The following is a 14,678-nucleotide window of genomic DNA, read 5'->3' as shown; positions in this document are numbered from 1 at the left end:
CCTGGCCACTTGTGAACCCGTGACCTGATGCGCGTCCTACCCCTCCTCCTTCTTGGCTTGGCCTGCTCGGGTCCGGCCCTGGCCATGCGTATAGAGAGCCATGGCTACGCACAATTCGGGGCCTTGAAATATCCTCCCAGCTTCACCCATTTCGATTGGGCCAACCCTGAAGCCCCGAAGGGTGGCACCTTGCGCGTCATGGCCGAGGGCACCTTCGACACGCTGAACCCCTACACCCTCAAGGGCACCAGCCCTGCGTCCACGGGCAACTTCCTGCAATATGGCATCAGCGAACTGAGCGAGCCGCTGATGGTCGGTACCGGTTCCTACTCGCCTTCCGGTGACGAACCTACGTCCAGCTACGGCCTGATCGCGAGTTCCGTGGAGTATGCGGACGACCGCAGTTGGGTCGTGTTCAACCTGCGGCCCGAAGCGCGGTTCAGTGACGGCCAGCCTGTCACGGCAGGCGACGTGATTTTTTCCTACGAAACGCTGCTCAGGCAGGGCCATCCGCAATACCGCACCAGCTTGCAGGAAGTACAACGGGTCGACCGCCTTGGCCCCTACCGCGTGCGCTTCGTGTTCAAACGCCGGGGCAATCCTCTGCTGATCCTGCGCCTGGGTGAAATGCCGGTGCTTGCCCGCCATTATTGGCGCCACCGTGACTTCCAGGCCACTACCTTCGACCCACCGGTCACCAGCGGCCCCTACAGGATCACCCAGGTCGTGCCCGGTCGCCGACTGGTATTCGAGCGCGTACGCCAGTGGTGGGGCCGAGATTTGCCGGTCAATCGGGGCAAATACAACTTTGATCGAGTGGAGGTAGAGTTCTACCGGGACAGCAAGGTCGCGTTCGAAGCCTTCAAGGCAGGTGAATTCGACATCTACCTCGAGCACCAAGCCAAGAACTGGAGCAATGGCTATCATTTTCCCGCTGTGGCCGAGGGGCGCGTGATCAAACGGGAAATCGCCCATCGGATTCCGACGCAGACCCAGGGCCTGTTCTTCAATACTCGCCGCGCGCGCTTCAGCGATTTACGGGTACGCCAGGCCTTGGGCATGCTGTTCGATTTCGAGTGGACCAACCGCACGTTGTTCAGTGGCGCCTATCAACGCGCCCTGAGTTACTTTCCCAACAGCGACTTCAGCGCCAGCGGGTTGCCTGCTCCCATGGAGCGGGCACTGCTGACGCCTTGGCAAGAGCGCTTGCCGCCCGGACTCCTAAGCGAGCCTTTCAGCCTGCCCCAGACCTCCGGAGAAGGCATTCCCCGCGCGACCTTGCGCGCCGCCATGGGCTTGCTGGCCGAAGCCGGCTGGGATTACCGCGACGGCCAGTTGCGCAACCATGCGGGCCAGCCATTGCAGCTGGAGCTGCTATTGGTCAACCCGGCCCTTGAACGCATACTTGAGCCCTACAGGGAAACCCTGGTCCGTATTGGCGTCGATGCCCGCCTGCGAACCGTGGACCGTGCCCAGTACAAGCAGCGCCTGGATCAATTCGATTTCGACATGGTACTGATGACCCTCACCCAGACGCTCAGCCCAGGGCTGGAAGAGTGGCAGTACTTCCATTCCAGCCAGGCCAGCGTCAAGGGCAGCAAGAATTACGCAGGCGTCATGAGCCCTGTGGTGGACCGCCTGCTCGAGCACCTCCTGGCCGCGCGCACACGTGATGAGCAGGTCGCTGCCAGCCGGGCCCTGGACAGGGTGTTGCTCTGGCAGCACTTCATGGTGCCCAACTGGTACCTGAACTACCACCGTCTGGCCTACCGGGACCGATTCGGCTCTCTACCCACGCCCCCCTACGCCCTGGCGCTGAACACTTGGTGGATCAAGCCCCTGGAGAACCAACGATGATGCTCCGCCCTGTCCTGGCCCGCCTGGCCTGTGCCTGTTGGCTGCTCGGCGCGGCCAGCCTGGCCGAGGCCAGCGCCAGCCATGCGCTCACGCTGTATGACGAGCCGCCTCGCTACCCCGCCGATTTCAGTCATTTCCAGTACGTCAATCCGGACGCCCCCAAGGGCGGTACCTTACGCCGCGCGGCCATCGGCGGTTTCGACAGCCTCAATCCGTTCATCAACAAGGGCGTGCCCGCCAGTGGCCTGGAGCAGATATACGACACCCTGATGGTGCAAAGCCTCGACGAGCCCATGACAGAATACGGACTGGTGGCCGAACGCATCGAGAAAGCGCCCGACAATACCTGGGTCCGCTTTTACCTCAGGCCCGAGGCCCGGTTCCATGACGACCATCCCCTGCGCGCGGAAGACGTGGCGTTTTCGTTCGATACCCTGACTAACCAGGGCGCGCCTTTCTACCGTAGCTACTATGCCGACGTTGCCCAGGTCGTGGTCGAAACGCCACTGCGTGTGCTGTTCAGGTTCAAGAATGGCGATAACCGAGAGTTGCCTTTGATCCTGGGGCAATTGCCGGTACTGCCCAAGCATGCCTGGGAGGGCAAGGACTTCCAGCGCGGCAACCTGGATATCCCATTGGGCAGCGGGCCGTACCGCGTGGCCGCGGTGCAGGCGGGACGATCCGTTCGCCTGGAGCGTGTCGCGGACTACTGGGCCAAAGACCTTCCCGTAAACCGAGGCCAGTACAATTTCGACAATCTGGTGTATGACTACTATCGGGATTCAACCGTAGCTCTGGAAGCCTTCAAAGCGGGACAATTCGACTACTGGCAGGAGATGGTGGCCAAGAACTGGGCCACGGCCTATGACATTCCCGCGGTAAAAGAAGGCCGTCTGGTACGTGAGGAAATCCCCAATGGCAGCCCCACGGGCATGCAGGGTTTCGTCTTCAACCAGCGGCGCTCCATTTTCCAGGACGTGCGGGTGCGTCGGGCGCTCTCGCTGCTGCTGGATTTCGAATGGACCAACAAGCAGTTGTTCTACGGGGCGTACAAGCGCAACGCCAGTTTCTTCGAAAACTCGGAAATGGCTGCCCAGGGGCTGCCTGATGCCGCTGAGCTGAAGATACTCGAACCGCTACGGCCCCAGGTCCCTCCCCAGGTGTTCACCGAGCAGTGGCGCAACCCGGTCACCGATGCCAGCGGCGTGGTTCGCGATCAGCAACGTGAGGCCTACCGCTTGCTTCAGGAGGCCGGATGGCGGATCGAGGGCGACCGCATGCTCGATGCCGATGGCAAACCCGCGCAGATCGAGTTCCTTATCGTGCAACCGGATTTCGAACGAGTACTGTTGCCTTACAAGCGCAACCTCAAGGACCTGGGCATCGACCTGGTGCTGCGTCGAGTAGACATGTCCCAGTATGTCAATCGGCTGCGCTCCCGGGATTTCGACATGATCGTGGCGGGCTTCCCCCAGTCGCCATCTCCAGGTAACGAGCAGCGAGGCTACTGGACCAGCGAGGCTGCGGACAATCCGGGCAGCCGCAATTTCATGGGGCTCAGGGACCCTGCCGTCGATCGCCTGGTGGACGGCCTGATCAACGCGGATTCGCGCGCCAGCCTGGTGACCCACGCGCGCGCCCTGGATAGAGTGCTGCAGTGGAACGCGATCCTGATCCCCAATTGGTACATCGATACCTGGCGCGTGGCTTACTGGAACCGTTTTGCCCATCCGGCCACGCCTCCACGGTATGACATTGGGGTCAATACCTGGTGGACCAAGCCTGAGGGGGCCAAGTGATGCTCGCCTACGTTCTGCGCCGGCTGTTGCTCATCGTACCGACCCTGTTCGGCATTCTCATCCTCAATTTCGTGATCATCCAGGCGGCCCCAGGGGGCCCGGTAGAGCAGATGATCGCCAAGCTCGAAGGCCTCGACGGAGCCACCAGCCGGGTCGCTGGCGGTGGCGCGGAGGTGTCCGTGGCCGGCTCCAATTACCGCGGGGCCCAGGGGCTGGACCCGGCCCTGATCGCGGAAATCCAGCGCATGTATGGATTCGACAAGTCAGCGCCGGAGCGGCTGTGGATCATGATCAAGAACTACGCCCGTCTGGATTTCGGTGAGAGCTTCTTTCGGGACGCCAAGGTCACGGATCTGATCCTCGAGAAGATGCCCGTCTCCATTTCGCTGGGCCTGTGGAGCACCCTGATCATGTACCTGGTGTCGATACCGCTCGGTATCGCCAAGGCTACCCGTCATGGCTCGGCCTTCGACCTATGGACCAGTTCGGCCATTGTGATCGGATACGCCGTGCCAGCGTTCCTGTTCGCCATCCTGCTGATCGTGGTCTTTGCCGGCGGCGGTTATTTCCACTGGTTTCCCCTGCGCGGGCTTACCTCCAATGACTTTGACCAGTTGAGCCTGGGCGGCAAGGTACTCGACTATTTCTGGCACCTGGCCCTACCCATCACCGCGCTGGTCATTGGCCATTTCGCTACCATGACCCTGCTGACCAAGAACAGCTTCCTCGATGAGATCGGCAAGCAGTACGTCGTCACTGCCCGGGCCAAGGGGCTGAGCCGGCGTCGAGTGCTCTACGGGCATGTCTTTCGCAATGCCATGCTGCTGGTGGTGGCCGGGTTCCCTTCGGCCTTCATCGGCATCTTCTTCACCGGCTCGCTGTTGATCGAAGTGATCTTCTCCCTGGACGGTTTGGGGCTGATGAGTTTCGAAGCGGCCATCAACCGGGACTACCCGGTGGTCTTCGGCACCCTGTTCATCTTTACCCTGCTAGGGCTGGTGGTGAAGCTCATCGGCGACCTCACCTACACCCTGGTAGACCCCCGTATCGACTTCGAAGGCAGGAAACACTGATGGCCCTCTCTCCCTTGAACCGGCGAAGGCTGCAGCGTTTCAAGGCGCACAAGCGCGGCTGGTGGTCGCTGTGGCTGTTCAGCGCGCTGTTCGTGCTCAGCCTGGGCGCCGAATTCATCGCCAACGACAAGCCTCTGGTCATTCATATGAACGACGCCTGGTACTTCCCCGCCTTCAAGCGCTACCCGGAAACAGCATTCGGCGGCGAGTTTCCCCTGGAGCCCAACTACAAGAGCCCCTATGTGCGTGAGCTGCTCGAGCGCCAGGACGCCTGGACGCTATGGGCGCCCATCCCCTTCAGCTACCAGAGCATCAACTATGATCTGAAGGTTCCCGCCCCCGCGCCGCCTTCCCGACAAAACTGGCTGGGTACCGACGACCAGGGCCGCGATGTGTTGGCAAGGGTCATCTATGGCTTTCGGATTTCCGTGCTCTTCGCCCTTACCCTTACCCTGCTCAGCTCGGTGGTGGGCATACTCGCCGGCGCGCTCCAAGGGTTCTATGGCGGCTGGGTCGATCTGGCAGGCCAGCGTTTCATTGAGATCTGGTCCGGATTGCCAGTGCTCTACCTGCTCATCATCCTGGCCAGCTTCGTACAGCCCAACTTCTGGTGGCTGCTGGGCATCATGTTGCTGTTTTCCTGGATGAGCCTGGTGGACGTGGTACGTGCCGAGTTCCTGCGTGGACGCAACCTGGAATACGTTCGCGCCGCGCGCGCCCTCGGCATGGGAGACGGCGCCATCATGTTCCACCACATCCTGCCAAACGCCATGGTGTCGACCATGACCTACCTGCCGTTCATTCTCACTGGAGCGATCGGCACCCTGACCGCGCTGGATTTCCTCGGCTTTGGCCTGCCCGCCGGCTCGCCTTCCCTGGGCGAACTGGTCGGCCAGGCCAAGTCCAATCTGCAAGCACCGTGGCTGGGCCTGAGCGCGTTCGCCGTGCTGGCCCTGATGCTGAGCCTGCTGGTGTTCATCGGTGAGGCGGCGCGCGATGCGTTCGACCCAAGGAAATAGCATGGACGCACCTACCCTTCTCGAAATTCGCGACCTGGCGGTGGATTTCCACGATGGTCAACAGTCGCAGCGCGTCGTCAGCGATGTCAGCTTCAGGATCGCCCCCGGTGAAACCCTCGCCCTGGTGGGGGAAAGCGGCTCCGGCAAGTCGGTTACGGCACACTCGATCCTGCGCCTGTTGCCCTATCCCACCGCCAGCCATCCCCAGGGGCGTATCCTCTACCGTGGGCAGGACCTGCTTCATAGCTCGGAACGCCAGTTGCAGCGCATCCGAGGCAACCGTATCGCGATGATCTTCCAGGAGCCGATGACATCCCTCAACCCCCTGCAGCCTATCGAGAAGCAGATCGCTGAAGTCCTGGCGCTGCACAAAGGGTTGGCCGGCGAAGCGGCGCGAGCACGCATTCTGGAGTTGCTTGCGCTGGTCGGAATTCCGGAGCCGGCGCGACGCCTGCGCGCCCTGCCTCATGAGCTCTCGGGTGGCCAACGACAGCGGGTGATGATCGCCATGGCCCTGGCCAACGAACCAGATTTGCTGATTGCCGACGAGCCCACCACGGCGCTGGATGTCACCGTGCAATTGAAGATCCTCGATCTGCTGAAGGACCTTCAGGCCCGATTGGGCATGGCCATGCTGCTTATCAGCCATGACCTTAACCTGGTCAGAAGAATTGCCAACCAGGTATGTGTCATGCAGCGTGGTCGGATCGTCGAACAGGCAACGTGTGAGCAATTGTTCCGACAGCCGAGCCACCCGTATACCCGGGAATTGCTCGCCGCGGAGCCCGCGGGGTGCCCGGCCCACAGCCTCTCGGCGACGCCTTTGCTGGAAGTTCGTGACCTGAAGGTCTGGTTCCCGGTGCGAAAGGGTATCCTCAAACGTACCACGGACCACATCAAGGCCGTGGATGGTATCGGCTTTTCCTTGCCCAAGGGGCAGACACTGGGGGTGGTAGGCGAAAGCGGGTCGGGCAAGTCCACCCTGGGCCTGGCGATACTGCGCTTGATCCAGAGCCAGGGGAGCATTCGCTTTCACGGCATGGAACTGCAAGGGCTGGCTCGCCGGGAGGTCCGGCCGCTGCGGCGAGAGCTGCAAGTGGTCTTCCAGGATCCGTTCGGCAGCCTCAGCCCGCGCATGAGCATTGGCCAGATCATCGGCGAGGGGCTGCGGATACACGACCTCGGCACGGTCGAGGAGCAGCAGGCAGCCATTATCGCCGTGCTCAAGGAAGTGGGCCTGGACCCGGAAACGCGTCACCGTTACCCTCACGAGTTTTCCGGGGGGCAACGGCAGCGGATCGCCATTGCCCGGGCCTTGGTGCTGCACCCTGCGCTCATCGTGCTGGATGAGCCCACCTCCGCGCTGGACCGTACGGTGCAGCGGCAGGTTGTGGAATTGCTGCGTTCGTTGCAGGCCAGGCACGGCCTGACGTATTTGTTCATCAGCCACGACCTGGCCGTGGTCAAGGCCCTGAGCCATCAGTTGGTGGTCATGAAGCAGGGCCGGGTCGTAGAACAAGGGGAGGCAGCGACGATCTTCGCCGCGCCGAAACACCCCTATACCCAACAGTTGCTGGAAGCAGCCTTCCTGGCCCCGGCAACTGTCGATTAATGAGAAGAGGAACGAACACATGGGTTTTCTCGCCGGTAAGCGCGTATTGATCGTCGGTGTCGCGAGCAAGTTGTCCATCGCATCGGGCATTGCCGCAGCCATGCACCGCGAAGGTGCGGAGCTGGCTTTCACCTACCAGAATGAAAAGCTCAAGGGGCGCGTCGAGGAGTTCGCCACGGGCTGGGGCTCCAACCCTGAACTGTGCTTCCCTTGCGACGTGGCCAACGACGAAGAGATCGCCAAGGTATTCGAAGCACTGGCCCAGAAATGGGATGGCCTGGATTGCATCGTGCATTCGGTCGGTTTCGCTCCAGGCGACCAACTGGACGGCGACTTCACCAGCGCCACCACCCGCGAAGGCTTCCGGATCGCCCATGACATTTCGGCCTACAGCTTCGTGGCGCTGGCCAAGGCTGGCCGGGAGATGATGCAAGGCCGTAACGGCAGCCTGCTGACCCTGTCGTACCTGGGCGCCGAGCGAACGATGCCTAACTACAACGTGATGGGCATGGCCAAGGCCAGCCTGGAAGCGGGCGTGCGCTATCTGGCGCGCAGCCTGGGCCCGGAAGGCATCCGCGTCAACGCCATCTCCGCCGGCCCTATCCGCACCCTGGCCGCTTCCGGCATCAAGAACTTCCGCAAGATGCTCGATGCCAACGAAGCCCAGACCCCTCTGCGCCGCAACGTAACCATCGAGGAAGTGGGCAACGCGGGCGCCTTCCTCTGCTCGGACCTGGCCTCTGGCGTCAGCGGCGAGATCATGTACGTGGACGGCGGCTTCAACACCACAGCCATGGGTGACCTGACCGAGTAACGGACAGACGCTCACGAAAAAGGCCGCGAAAGCGGCCTTTTTTGCAACTGTACCGAGAGCGGATCATTCTGAAGCGGCGGACATCGCCTGGAAGGATGGACGCCCGCGCGTCACCCCTCACGCCTGGCTCAGTACCGCTTCACCTCGGCCTTTTCCTGCAACAAGGCCCGATAGGCGGCGAAGTCCATCTGGCCCTGGCGAGACGCCAGCGCGCGACGGAAGGTCGCCTTTTCCTCGTCGGTCGGCGCGGCGCCTTCGTTCACCCCATTGAGGCGCAACACTACCAGGCTACCGTCACGCAATGCGACGCTACCAAAGGTCGGCTTGCCCTTGTCCGCAGGCTTGGGCATCTGGAATACCGCATTGAGCACGACAGGGTCGATGCCATCCTGGGTACGGTTGGCCGCTTCGACGGTTTTCCATGTCTGGCCGTTCTGCGGCGCGGTCGGAGCTGCCTTGCCATCACGCAGGCTAGCGACAAGCGCGTCACCTTGGGTTTTCACCGCTTCGGCCGCCCGCTCACGGGCCAGCTCCTGGCGAATGGGATTGGCTACCGCCTCCAGGGCCAGCTGGGTTGGCTTGCGGTGTTCCTTGACGCGAACCACCACCGTGGTGTCCGGATCCAGCTCGATAGCGCTGCTGTTGGCCCCCTCCTCGAGCACTTCCGGGCTGAAAGCCGCCTGGACCACCGCGCGGTTGGCGGTGATGCCCTGTGGCCCGCCCTCGCGACCGAAGGGTTCGGAAGTCTGCACGGTCAGGCCCAGGTCCTGGGCCGGCTGGCCAAGGTCGGACGCTTCGAAAGCGGAATCCTCCAGCTTCTTGCTGGCTTCGACATAGCGCTGCTCGACCTGACTACTCTTGAGTTCCTGGGTGAGCTTGTCTTTCATGCTGGCGAAGGTCGGCACCTGCGGGGCTTCCACACCCAGCAGCTTGATCAGGTGGTAGCCGAACTGGGTGCGCACCGGCTGTGAGACTTCATCGGGCTTGAGTGCATAGAGCGCGCCCTCGAAGGCCTCATCGTAGACACCCTTGCCAGCATAGCCCAGGTCACCGCCATTGGCAGCCGAACCGGGGTCCTGGGACGTTTCCTTGGCCACCTTGGCGAAGTCCTCGCCCTTGGTCAGGCGCTGCTGGATTTCGGTGATGCGCGCCTTGGCCTGCTCGTCACTGACCTTGTCATTGACCTCGACCAGGATATGGGCAGCACGACGCTGCTCGGCCAGGTTGCCGATCGCTCTCTGATACTGGGCCTGGAGATCGGCATCGCTGACCTTGACCTGGTCGAAGAAGGCCGACTTCTTGAGCTCGATGTAGTCGATGACCACCTGGTCGGGACTCATGAACTCCTTGGCATGTGCATCGTAGTAAGCCTTCACGTCTCCATCGCTGACCTTGATGGCGCTTGGGTCGGCCTTGAGCGTGAGGCTGGCGAAGTCACGGGTCTGCTTGTTCAATCGGGCGTAGGCGGACACCTGGTCGTCAGTGACGAAGCTGCTGGCGGCAAGCCCGGCCCGCATCTGGGTGATAAGCATCTCCTCGGCAAGCACCTGGCGGAACTGCAGGCGAGAGAAGCCCAGCTGACGGATGTACTGATCGAAACGCTCGGCGCTGAACTTACCGTCCTGCTGGAACTGAGGCGCCAGCAGGATTTGCTGGTCCACCGCCTGCTCGGAGAAGGCGAAGCCCGCGTCACGGGCGCCCTGCAAAAGCAACTTGCGGTCGACCAGGCCCTTGAGGGCAGCCTCGCGAAGCATCTTTTCATCGAGCAAAGAGGGGTCGTAATCCCGCCCCAATTGCTCCATCAACTGCCGGCGCTGCGTTTCCACGGCCTGACCCAGCTCGGCCTGGGTGATGGTGTCACCGTTGACCTTGGCGGCATCCTGGCTATGGCTGGTCGCGCGGAAGATCGCGTCGAACCCCGTCAATGCCATGAGCACGACAATGACGCCGATGATCGTCTTGGCAATCCACCCCTGTGAATTGTCCCTGATGTTTTGAAGCATGCTTCCCCCAGCAACGGCCAGTTACCACTCGACCGCCCAGAACTCCATATGAAAAAGGCGCATCCGAGGATGCGCCTTCTCGTCACCTGCGCAACAACAGTGCTGATCGGGCGAGACCCCAGGTCAGGCCCGGCCCTGCCCGACGCCGGTCAGTTGACCGCGTCCTTGAGGTTCTTGCCCGGCTTGAAGCCAGGGATTTTCGCCGCGCTGATCTTGATGGCCTTGCCCGTCTGGGGGTTGCGCCCGGTACGCTCGGCGCGCTCCTTGACCTGGAAGGTACCGAACCCTACCAGCACCACGGGATCGCCATTCTTCAGAGCGCCGGTGACGGACTCGATCACAGCGTCCAGCGCGCGACCTGCAACGGCTTTCGGGATATCCGCGGATGCGGCGATGGCATCGATCAGTTCCGACTTGTTCAATCTAAGTCCCCTTATGTCTGTCTATTTTGGTTATTTCTGAATAATTCTTCCGGGTCTCGTACCAACGAAACCCGGGCTGGAACGGGTGCCGGACACGCCGCCGACAAAAAAGAGCCGTTGACCCCAACGGCTCGGAATCCTGTCAATGAGCCTCACCCCACGAATAGCCAACGCGGCTTCTTGGGATGGGCCAGCGAGCTTACCGCAATCCTGTACAAGCCTTAATGCGTGCTGACGCGCTCCTTGGCCTCAGCGTCGCGCTTGTCATCCTTTGCAACTATCTCGGGAGCCACGTCGGGCAAGGGCTCCGGGGCGTATTGCAGCGCAATTTGGAGGACCTCGTCAATCCATTTGACAGGCTTGATCTGCAGATCCTGCTTGATGTTATCGGGAATTTCCTTGAGGTCGCGCACGTTTTCCTCAGGAATGATCACAGTCTTGATTCCGCCCCGGTGAGCGGCCAGCAGTTTTTCCTTCAGCCCGCCAATGGCCAGCACCTGGCCACGCAAGGTGATCTCCCCGGTCATGGCCACATCCGCACGTACCGGAATTCCCGTAAGCGCCGACACCACGGCGGTGCACATGCCGATGCCCGCGCTGGGGCCGTCCTTGGGGGTGGCCCCTTCCGGCATGTGGATATGGGTATCGCGCTTCTCGTGAAAGTCCAGCGCGATGCCCAGGCTCTTGGCGCGGCTGCGCACTACGGTGAGCGCGGCGGTGATGGACTCGCCCATCACGTCGCCCAGGGAGCCGGTCTTGATCAGGTGGCCCTTGCCGGGCACCACGGCGGCTTCGATAGTCAGCAGTTCACCACCGACCTGGGTCCAGGCGAGGCCGGTAACCTGGCCGACCTGGTCTTCCTGCTCCGCCAGGCCATAGCGGAACTTGCGCACGCCCAGCAGCGCTTCCAGCGACTCGGGCGTCACCTTCACCGCAACCTTCCTGGCCTGGGCGTGATCCTTGACCACCTTGCGGCAGATCTTGGCGACCTGGCGCTCAAGACTGCGCACGCCGGCTTCCCGGGTGTAGTAGCGGATGATGTCGCGGATGGCCTGGGTGTCGATTTCCAGCTCGGTCGCCTTCAAACCGTTGGCCGTTACCTGCTTGGGAATCAGGTAGCGGGTCGCGATGTTGATCTTCTCGTCCTCGGTATAGCCGGGCAGCCGGATGACTTCCATCCGGTCAAGCAGCGCCGGCGGGATGTTCATCGAGTTGGACGTGCACAGGAACATGACGTCGGAAAGATCGTAGTCGACCTCCAGGTAATGGTCGTTGAAGCTGTGGTTCTGTTCCGGGTCGAGCACCTCCAGCAGCGCCGACGCTGGGTCGCCACGCATGTCGCTGCCCATCTTGTCGATTTCGTCGAGCAGGAACAGGGGGTTGCGCACGCCGACCTTGGTCATCTTCTGGATCAGCCGCCCCGGCATGGAGCCGATGTAGGTACGCCGGTGGCCGCGGATTTCCGCTTCATCGCGCACGCCGCCGAGGGCCATGCGTACGAACTTGCGGTTGGTGGCATTGGCGATGGATTCGGCCAGGGACGTCTTGCCCACGCCAGGCGGTCCAACCAGGCAGAGCACTGGCCCGCGAATCTTTTTCACACGCTTTTGCACGGCGAGGTACTCGAGGATACGTTCCTTGACCTCTTCCAGCCCGTAATGGTCAGCATCGAGAATCTGTTCGGCCCGGGCCAGGTCCAGGCGTACCTTGCTCTGGGCTTTCCATGGTACCTGGGCCAGCCAGTCGATGTAGGAGCGCACCACCGTGGCTTCGGCGGACATGGGCGACATCTGCTTGAGCTTGTTGAGCTCCGCATTGGCCTTGGCCAGGGCTTCCTTGGGCAGGCCCGCCGCCTCGATACGTTTCTTGAGCTCCTCGACCTCATTGTGCCCTTCGTCGCCATCCCCCAGCTCTTTCTGGATGGCCTTCATCTGCTCGTTGAGGTAGTACTCGCGCTGGCTGCGCTCCATCTGCTTCTTGACCCGGCCACGGATACGCTTCTCGACCTGGAGCAGATCGATTTCCGCATCGAGCAGGGCCAGCACACGCTCGACCCGTGTTCCCAGGTCGACGATTTCGAGGATCTCCTGCTTTTGCTCGATCTTCAGGGCCATATGCGCGGCCATGGTGTCGACCAGGCGACCCGGTTCATCAATGCTGTTGAGCGAGGACAACACCTCGGCCGGGACCTTCTTGCCCAGCTGAACATACTGCTCGAACTGGGAAAGCAGGCTACGCACGAACACTTCGGCTTCACGATCGGCCACGGTGCTTTCGTCGATCAGGCCGACCTGGGCGCGAACATGTCCCTCGACCTCGGTGAAACGCTCGACAGCGCCGCGCTGCTCGCCCTCGACCAGCACCTTGACCGTGCCGTCGGGCAGCTTGAGCAATTGCAATACGGTGGCTACGGTACCCACCCGGTACAACCCATCCTTGCCGGGGTCGTCATCGCCGGGATTACGTTGGGCCAGCAGAAGAATCTGCTTCTCGCCCGCCATCGCGGCCTCAAGGGCCTCGATGGACTTCTCGCGTCCCACGAACAGTGGGATCACCATATGCGGATAGACCACCACGTCACGCAATGGCAGGAGAGGCAATTCGATGGTCGTCTTCATGGTTTCGCCTCTTCAGCGGCCTGGCGCCGCTCACAGATGAAATAAGCCTGAGGCTAATCTTGGGGTAGCCTCGAAAAAAAACAAGCAGAGTGCCTGAACAAAGAAAGGGCCCGAAGGCCCTTTCTGCTATCGCTCAGCCTCAATTAGCCGGCAATGCGCAATCACGCATCGGGTGCTGCCTTGGCAGGCGGCTCGCTGTTCTCGTAGATCAGCAGGGGTTTGGATGTTCCCTCGATCACGCTTTCGTCGATCACCACCTTGCTGACGTCCTTCTGGGAAGGTATTTCGTACATGGTGTCCAGCAACACGCCTTCGAGGATGGAGCGCAACCCACGAGCGCCCGTCTTGCGTTCCAGCGCCTTGCGGGCGACGGACTTGAGGGCCTCGCTGCGGAATTCCAGATCCACGCCTTCCATTTCGAACAGCTTGCCATACTGCTTGGACAGCGCATTCTTCGGCTCGGTCAGGATTTGTACCAGGGCCGCCTCATCGAGCTCGTCCAGGGTAGCCAAAACCGGCAAGCGACCGACGAATTCAGGGATCAGTCCGAATTTCACCAGGTCGTCCGGCTCTACCTCGCGCAGGGATTCGCCCACTTTCTTGCCTTCCTCGCGGCTGCGTACTTCCGCGTTGAAGCCAATGCCGCCCTTGGTGGAGCGGTTCTGGATGACCTTTTCAAGACCGGAGAAAGCGCCACCACAGATGAAGAGAATGTTGCGCGTGTCCACCTGCAGGAACTCCTGCTGGGGATGCTTGCGGCCACCCTGGGGCGGAACCGAGGCAACGGTACCTTCGATCAGCTTGAGCAAGGCCTGCTGCACACCTTCGCCCGAAACATCACGGGTAATGGACGGGTTGTCGGACTTGCGGGAAATCTTGTCGATCTCGTCGATGTAGACGATACCCATCTGGGCTTTCTCGACATCGTAGTCGCACTTCTGCAACAACTTCTGAATGATGTTCTCAACGTCCTCGCCCACATACCCCGCCTCGGTCAGCGTGGTGGCGTCGGCGATGGTGAAAGGCACGTTCAGCAGGCGGGCAAGGGTTTCGGCGAGCAGGGTCTTGCCCGAGCCGGTAGGCCCGATGAGCAGGATGTTGCTCTTGCCCAGCTCGACATCGTCGTTCTTCTTGTCGCGCTGGTTCAACCGCTTGTAGTGGTTGTACACAGCGACCGCAAGGACCTTCTTGGCACGCTGCTGACCAATCACGTACTGGTCCAGGATGCCACTGATTTCCTTGGGTGACGGCAACTTGTGAGCGCTGCTTTCGGCCTGTGCCTCTTGCACCTCCTCGCGGATGATGTCGTTGCACAGGTCGACGCACTCGTCACAGATGAAGACAGAGGGGCCGGCAATCAATTTGCGTACTTCATGCTGGCTTTTGCCGCAGAAGGAGCAATAGAGCAGTTTGCCGTTGTCCTCGCCGTTGCGGGTGTCAGTCATTCGATCTATCCAATCC

General features: G+C 61.6%; 10 protein-coding genes. 6 read left to right on the top strand and 4 right to left on the bottom strand.

The window, feature by feature from the left end:
- Positions 1-27 precede the first annotated feature (27 nt).
- The 6 genes from ACP691_RS11230 to fabI are packed head-to-tail and all read left to right on the top strand — an operon-like array spanning position 28 to position 8,174.
- Entirely contained in the window at positions 28-1,857 is a 1,830-nt protein-coding gene (locus tag ACP691_RS11230) for an extracellular solute-binding protein (RefSeq protein ID WP_426149520.1), read from the top strand.
- Positions 1,854-3,656: an extracellular solute-binding protein gene (locus ACP691_RS11225; protein WP_426149519.1), complete on the top strand. Its 1,803-nt coding sequence runs from the start codon at positions 1,854-1,856 to the stop codon at positions 3,654-3,656. Before ACP691_RS11230 ends, ACP691_RS11225 begins: the two co-directional genes overlap by 4 nt.
- Positions 3,656-4,729 carry a microcin C ABC transporter permease YejB gene (locus ACP691_RS11220; protein WP_426149518.1) on the top strand — a complete coding sequence of 358 codons (1,074 nt, stop codon included), beginning with the start codon at positions 3,656-3,658 and terminating at the stop codon, positions 4,727-4,729. The genes ACP691_RS11225 and ACP691_RS11220 overlap by 1 nt, the downstream gene beginning before the upstream one ends.
- Entirely contained in the window at positions 4,729-5,748 is a 1,020-nt protein-coding gene (locus tag ACP691_RS11215) for an ABC transporter permease (RefSeq protein WP_426149517.1), read from the top strand. The genes ACP691_RS11220 and ACP691_RS11215 overlap by 1 nt, the downstream gene beginning before the upstream one ends.
- Before the next feature lies 1 nt (position 5,749).
- Complete coding sequence (locus ACP691_RS11210) at positions 5,750-7,360, top strand: ABC transporter ATP-binding protein (RefSeq protein WP_426149516.1); 1,611 nt, start codon at positions 5,750-5,752, stop codon at positions 7,358-7,360.
- 19 nt (positions 7,361-7,379) lie between these two features.
- Positions 7,380-8,174, top strand: coding sequence for an enoyl-ACP reductase FabI (gene fabI / locus ACP691_RS11205; RefSeq protein WP_040260822.1), 795 nt, complete (start codon positions 7,380-7,382; stop codon positions 8,172-8,174).
- Between the two features lie 128 nt (positions 8,175-8,302).
- Here the strand turns inward: fabI and ACP691_RS11200 are convergent, their stop codons facing one another.
- The 4 genes from ACP691_RS11200 to clpX form a co-directional block, all read right to left on the bottom strand.
- Positions 8,303-10,177 carry a SurA N-terminal domain-containing protein gene (locus tag ACP691_RS11200; protein ID WP_426149515.1) on the bottom strand — a complete coding sequence of 625 codons (1,875 nt, stop codon included), beginning with the start codon at positions 10,175-10,177 and terminating at the stop codon, positions 8,303-8,305.
- A 149-nt stretch (positions 10,178-10,326) separates the two neighbouring features.
- On the bottom strand, positions 10,327-10,599 hold the full coding sequence (locus ACP691_RS11195; protein WP_040260824.1) for an HU family DNA-binding protein: 273 nt from the start codon (positions 10,597-10,599) through the stop codon (positions 10,327-10,329).
- A 221-nt stretch (positions 10,600-10,820) separates the two neighbouring features.
- Entirely contained in the window at positions 10,821-13,217 is a 2,397-nt protein-coding gene (gene lon / locus ACP691_RS11190) for an endopeptidase La (RefSeq protein WP_040260825.1), read from the bottom strand.
- 161 nt (positions 13,218-13,378) lie between these two features.
- Positions 13,379-14,662 (bottom strand): ATP-dependent Clp protease ATP-binding subunit ClpX, encoded by a 1,284-nt coding sequence (clpX, locus tag ACP691_RS11185; RefSeq protein ID WP_040260826.1) that lies wholly within the window; start codon positions 14,660-14,662, stop codon positions 13,379-13,381.
- Positions 14,663-14,678 lie beyond the last annotated feature (16 nt).

The organism is Pseudomonas sp. DC3200b2 (genome assembly GCF_049895785.1).
In the GTDB taxonomy this organism is placed as follows: domain Bacteria; phylum Pseudomonadota; class Gammaproteobacteria; order Pseudomonadales; family Pseudomonadaceae; genus Aquipseudomonas; species Aquipseudomonas massiliensis.
Note: the sequence above shows the minus strand (reverse complement) of the source record. Positions and strands in the feature narration are given on the sequence as shown.

Coding starts and splice junctions, on each gene's coding strand:
- ACP691_RS11220 (WP_426149518.1), top strand. CDS start 3,656: ATGCTCGCCTACGTTCTGCGCCGGCTGTTGCTCATCGTACCGACCCTG.
- ACP691_RS11200 (WP_426149515.1), bottom strand. CDS start 10,177: ATGCTTCAAAACATCAGGGACAATTCACAGGGGTGGATTGCCAAGACG.
- fabI (WP_040260822.1), top strand. CDS start 7,380: ATGGGTTTTCTCGCCGGTAAGCGCGTATTGATCGTCGGTGTCGCGAGC.
- ACP691_RS11215 (WP_426149517.1), top strand. CDS start 4,729: ATGGCCCTCTCTCCCTTGAACCGGCGAAGGCTGCAGCGTTTCAAGGCG.
- ACP691_RS11225 (WP_426149519.1), top strand. CDS start 1,854: ATGATGCTCCGCCCTGTCCTGGCCCGCCTGGCCTGTGCCTGTTGGCTG.
- ACP691_RS11230 (WP_426149520.1), top strand. CDS start 28: ATGCGCGTCCTACCCCTCCTCCTTCTTGGCTTGGCCTGCTCGGGTCCG.
- clpX (WP_040260826.1), bottom strand. CDS start 14,662: ATGACTGACACCCGCAACGGCGAGGACAACGGCAAACTGCTCTATTGC.
- ACP691_RS11210 (WP_426149516.1), top strand. CDS start 5,750: ATGGACGCACCTACCCTTCTCGAAATTCGCGACCTGGCGGTGGATTTC.
- lon (WP_040260825.1), bottom strand. CDS start 13,217: ATGAAGACGACCATCGAATTGCCTCTCCTGCCATTGCGTGACGTGGTG.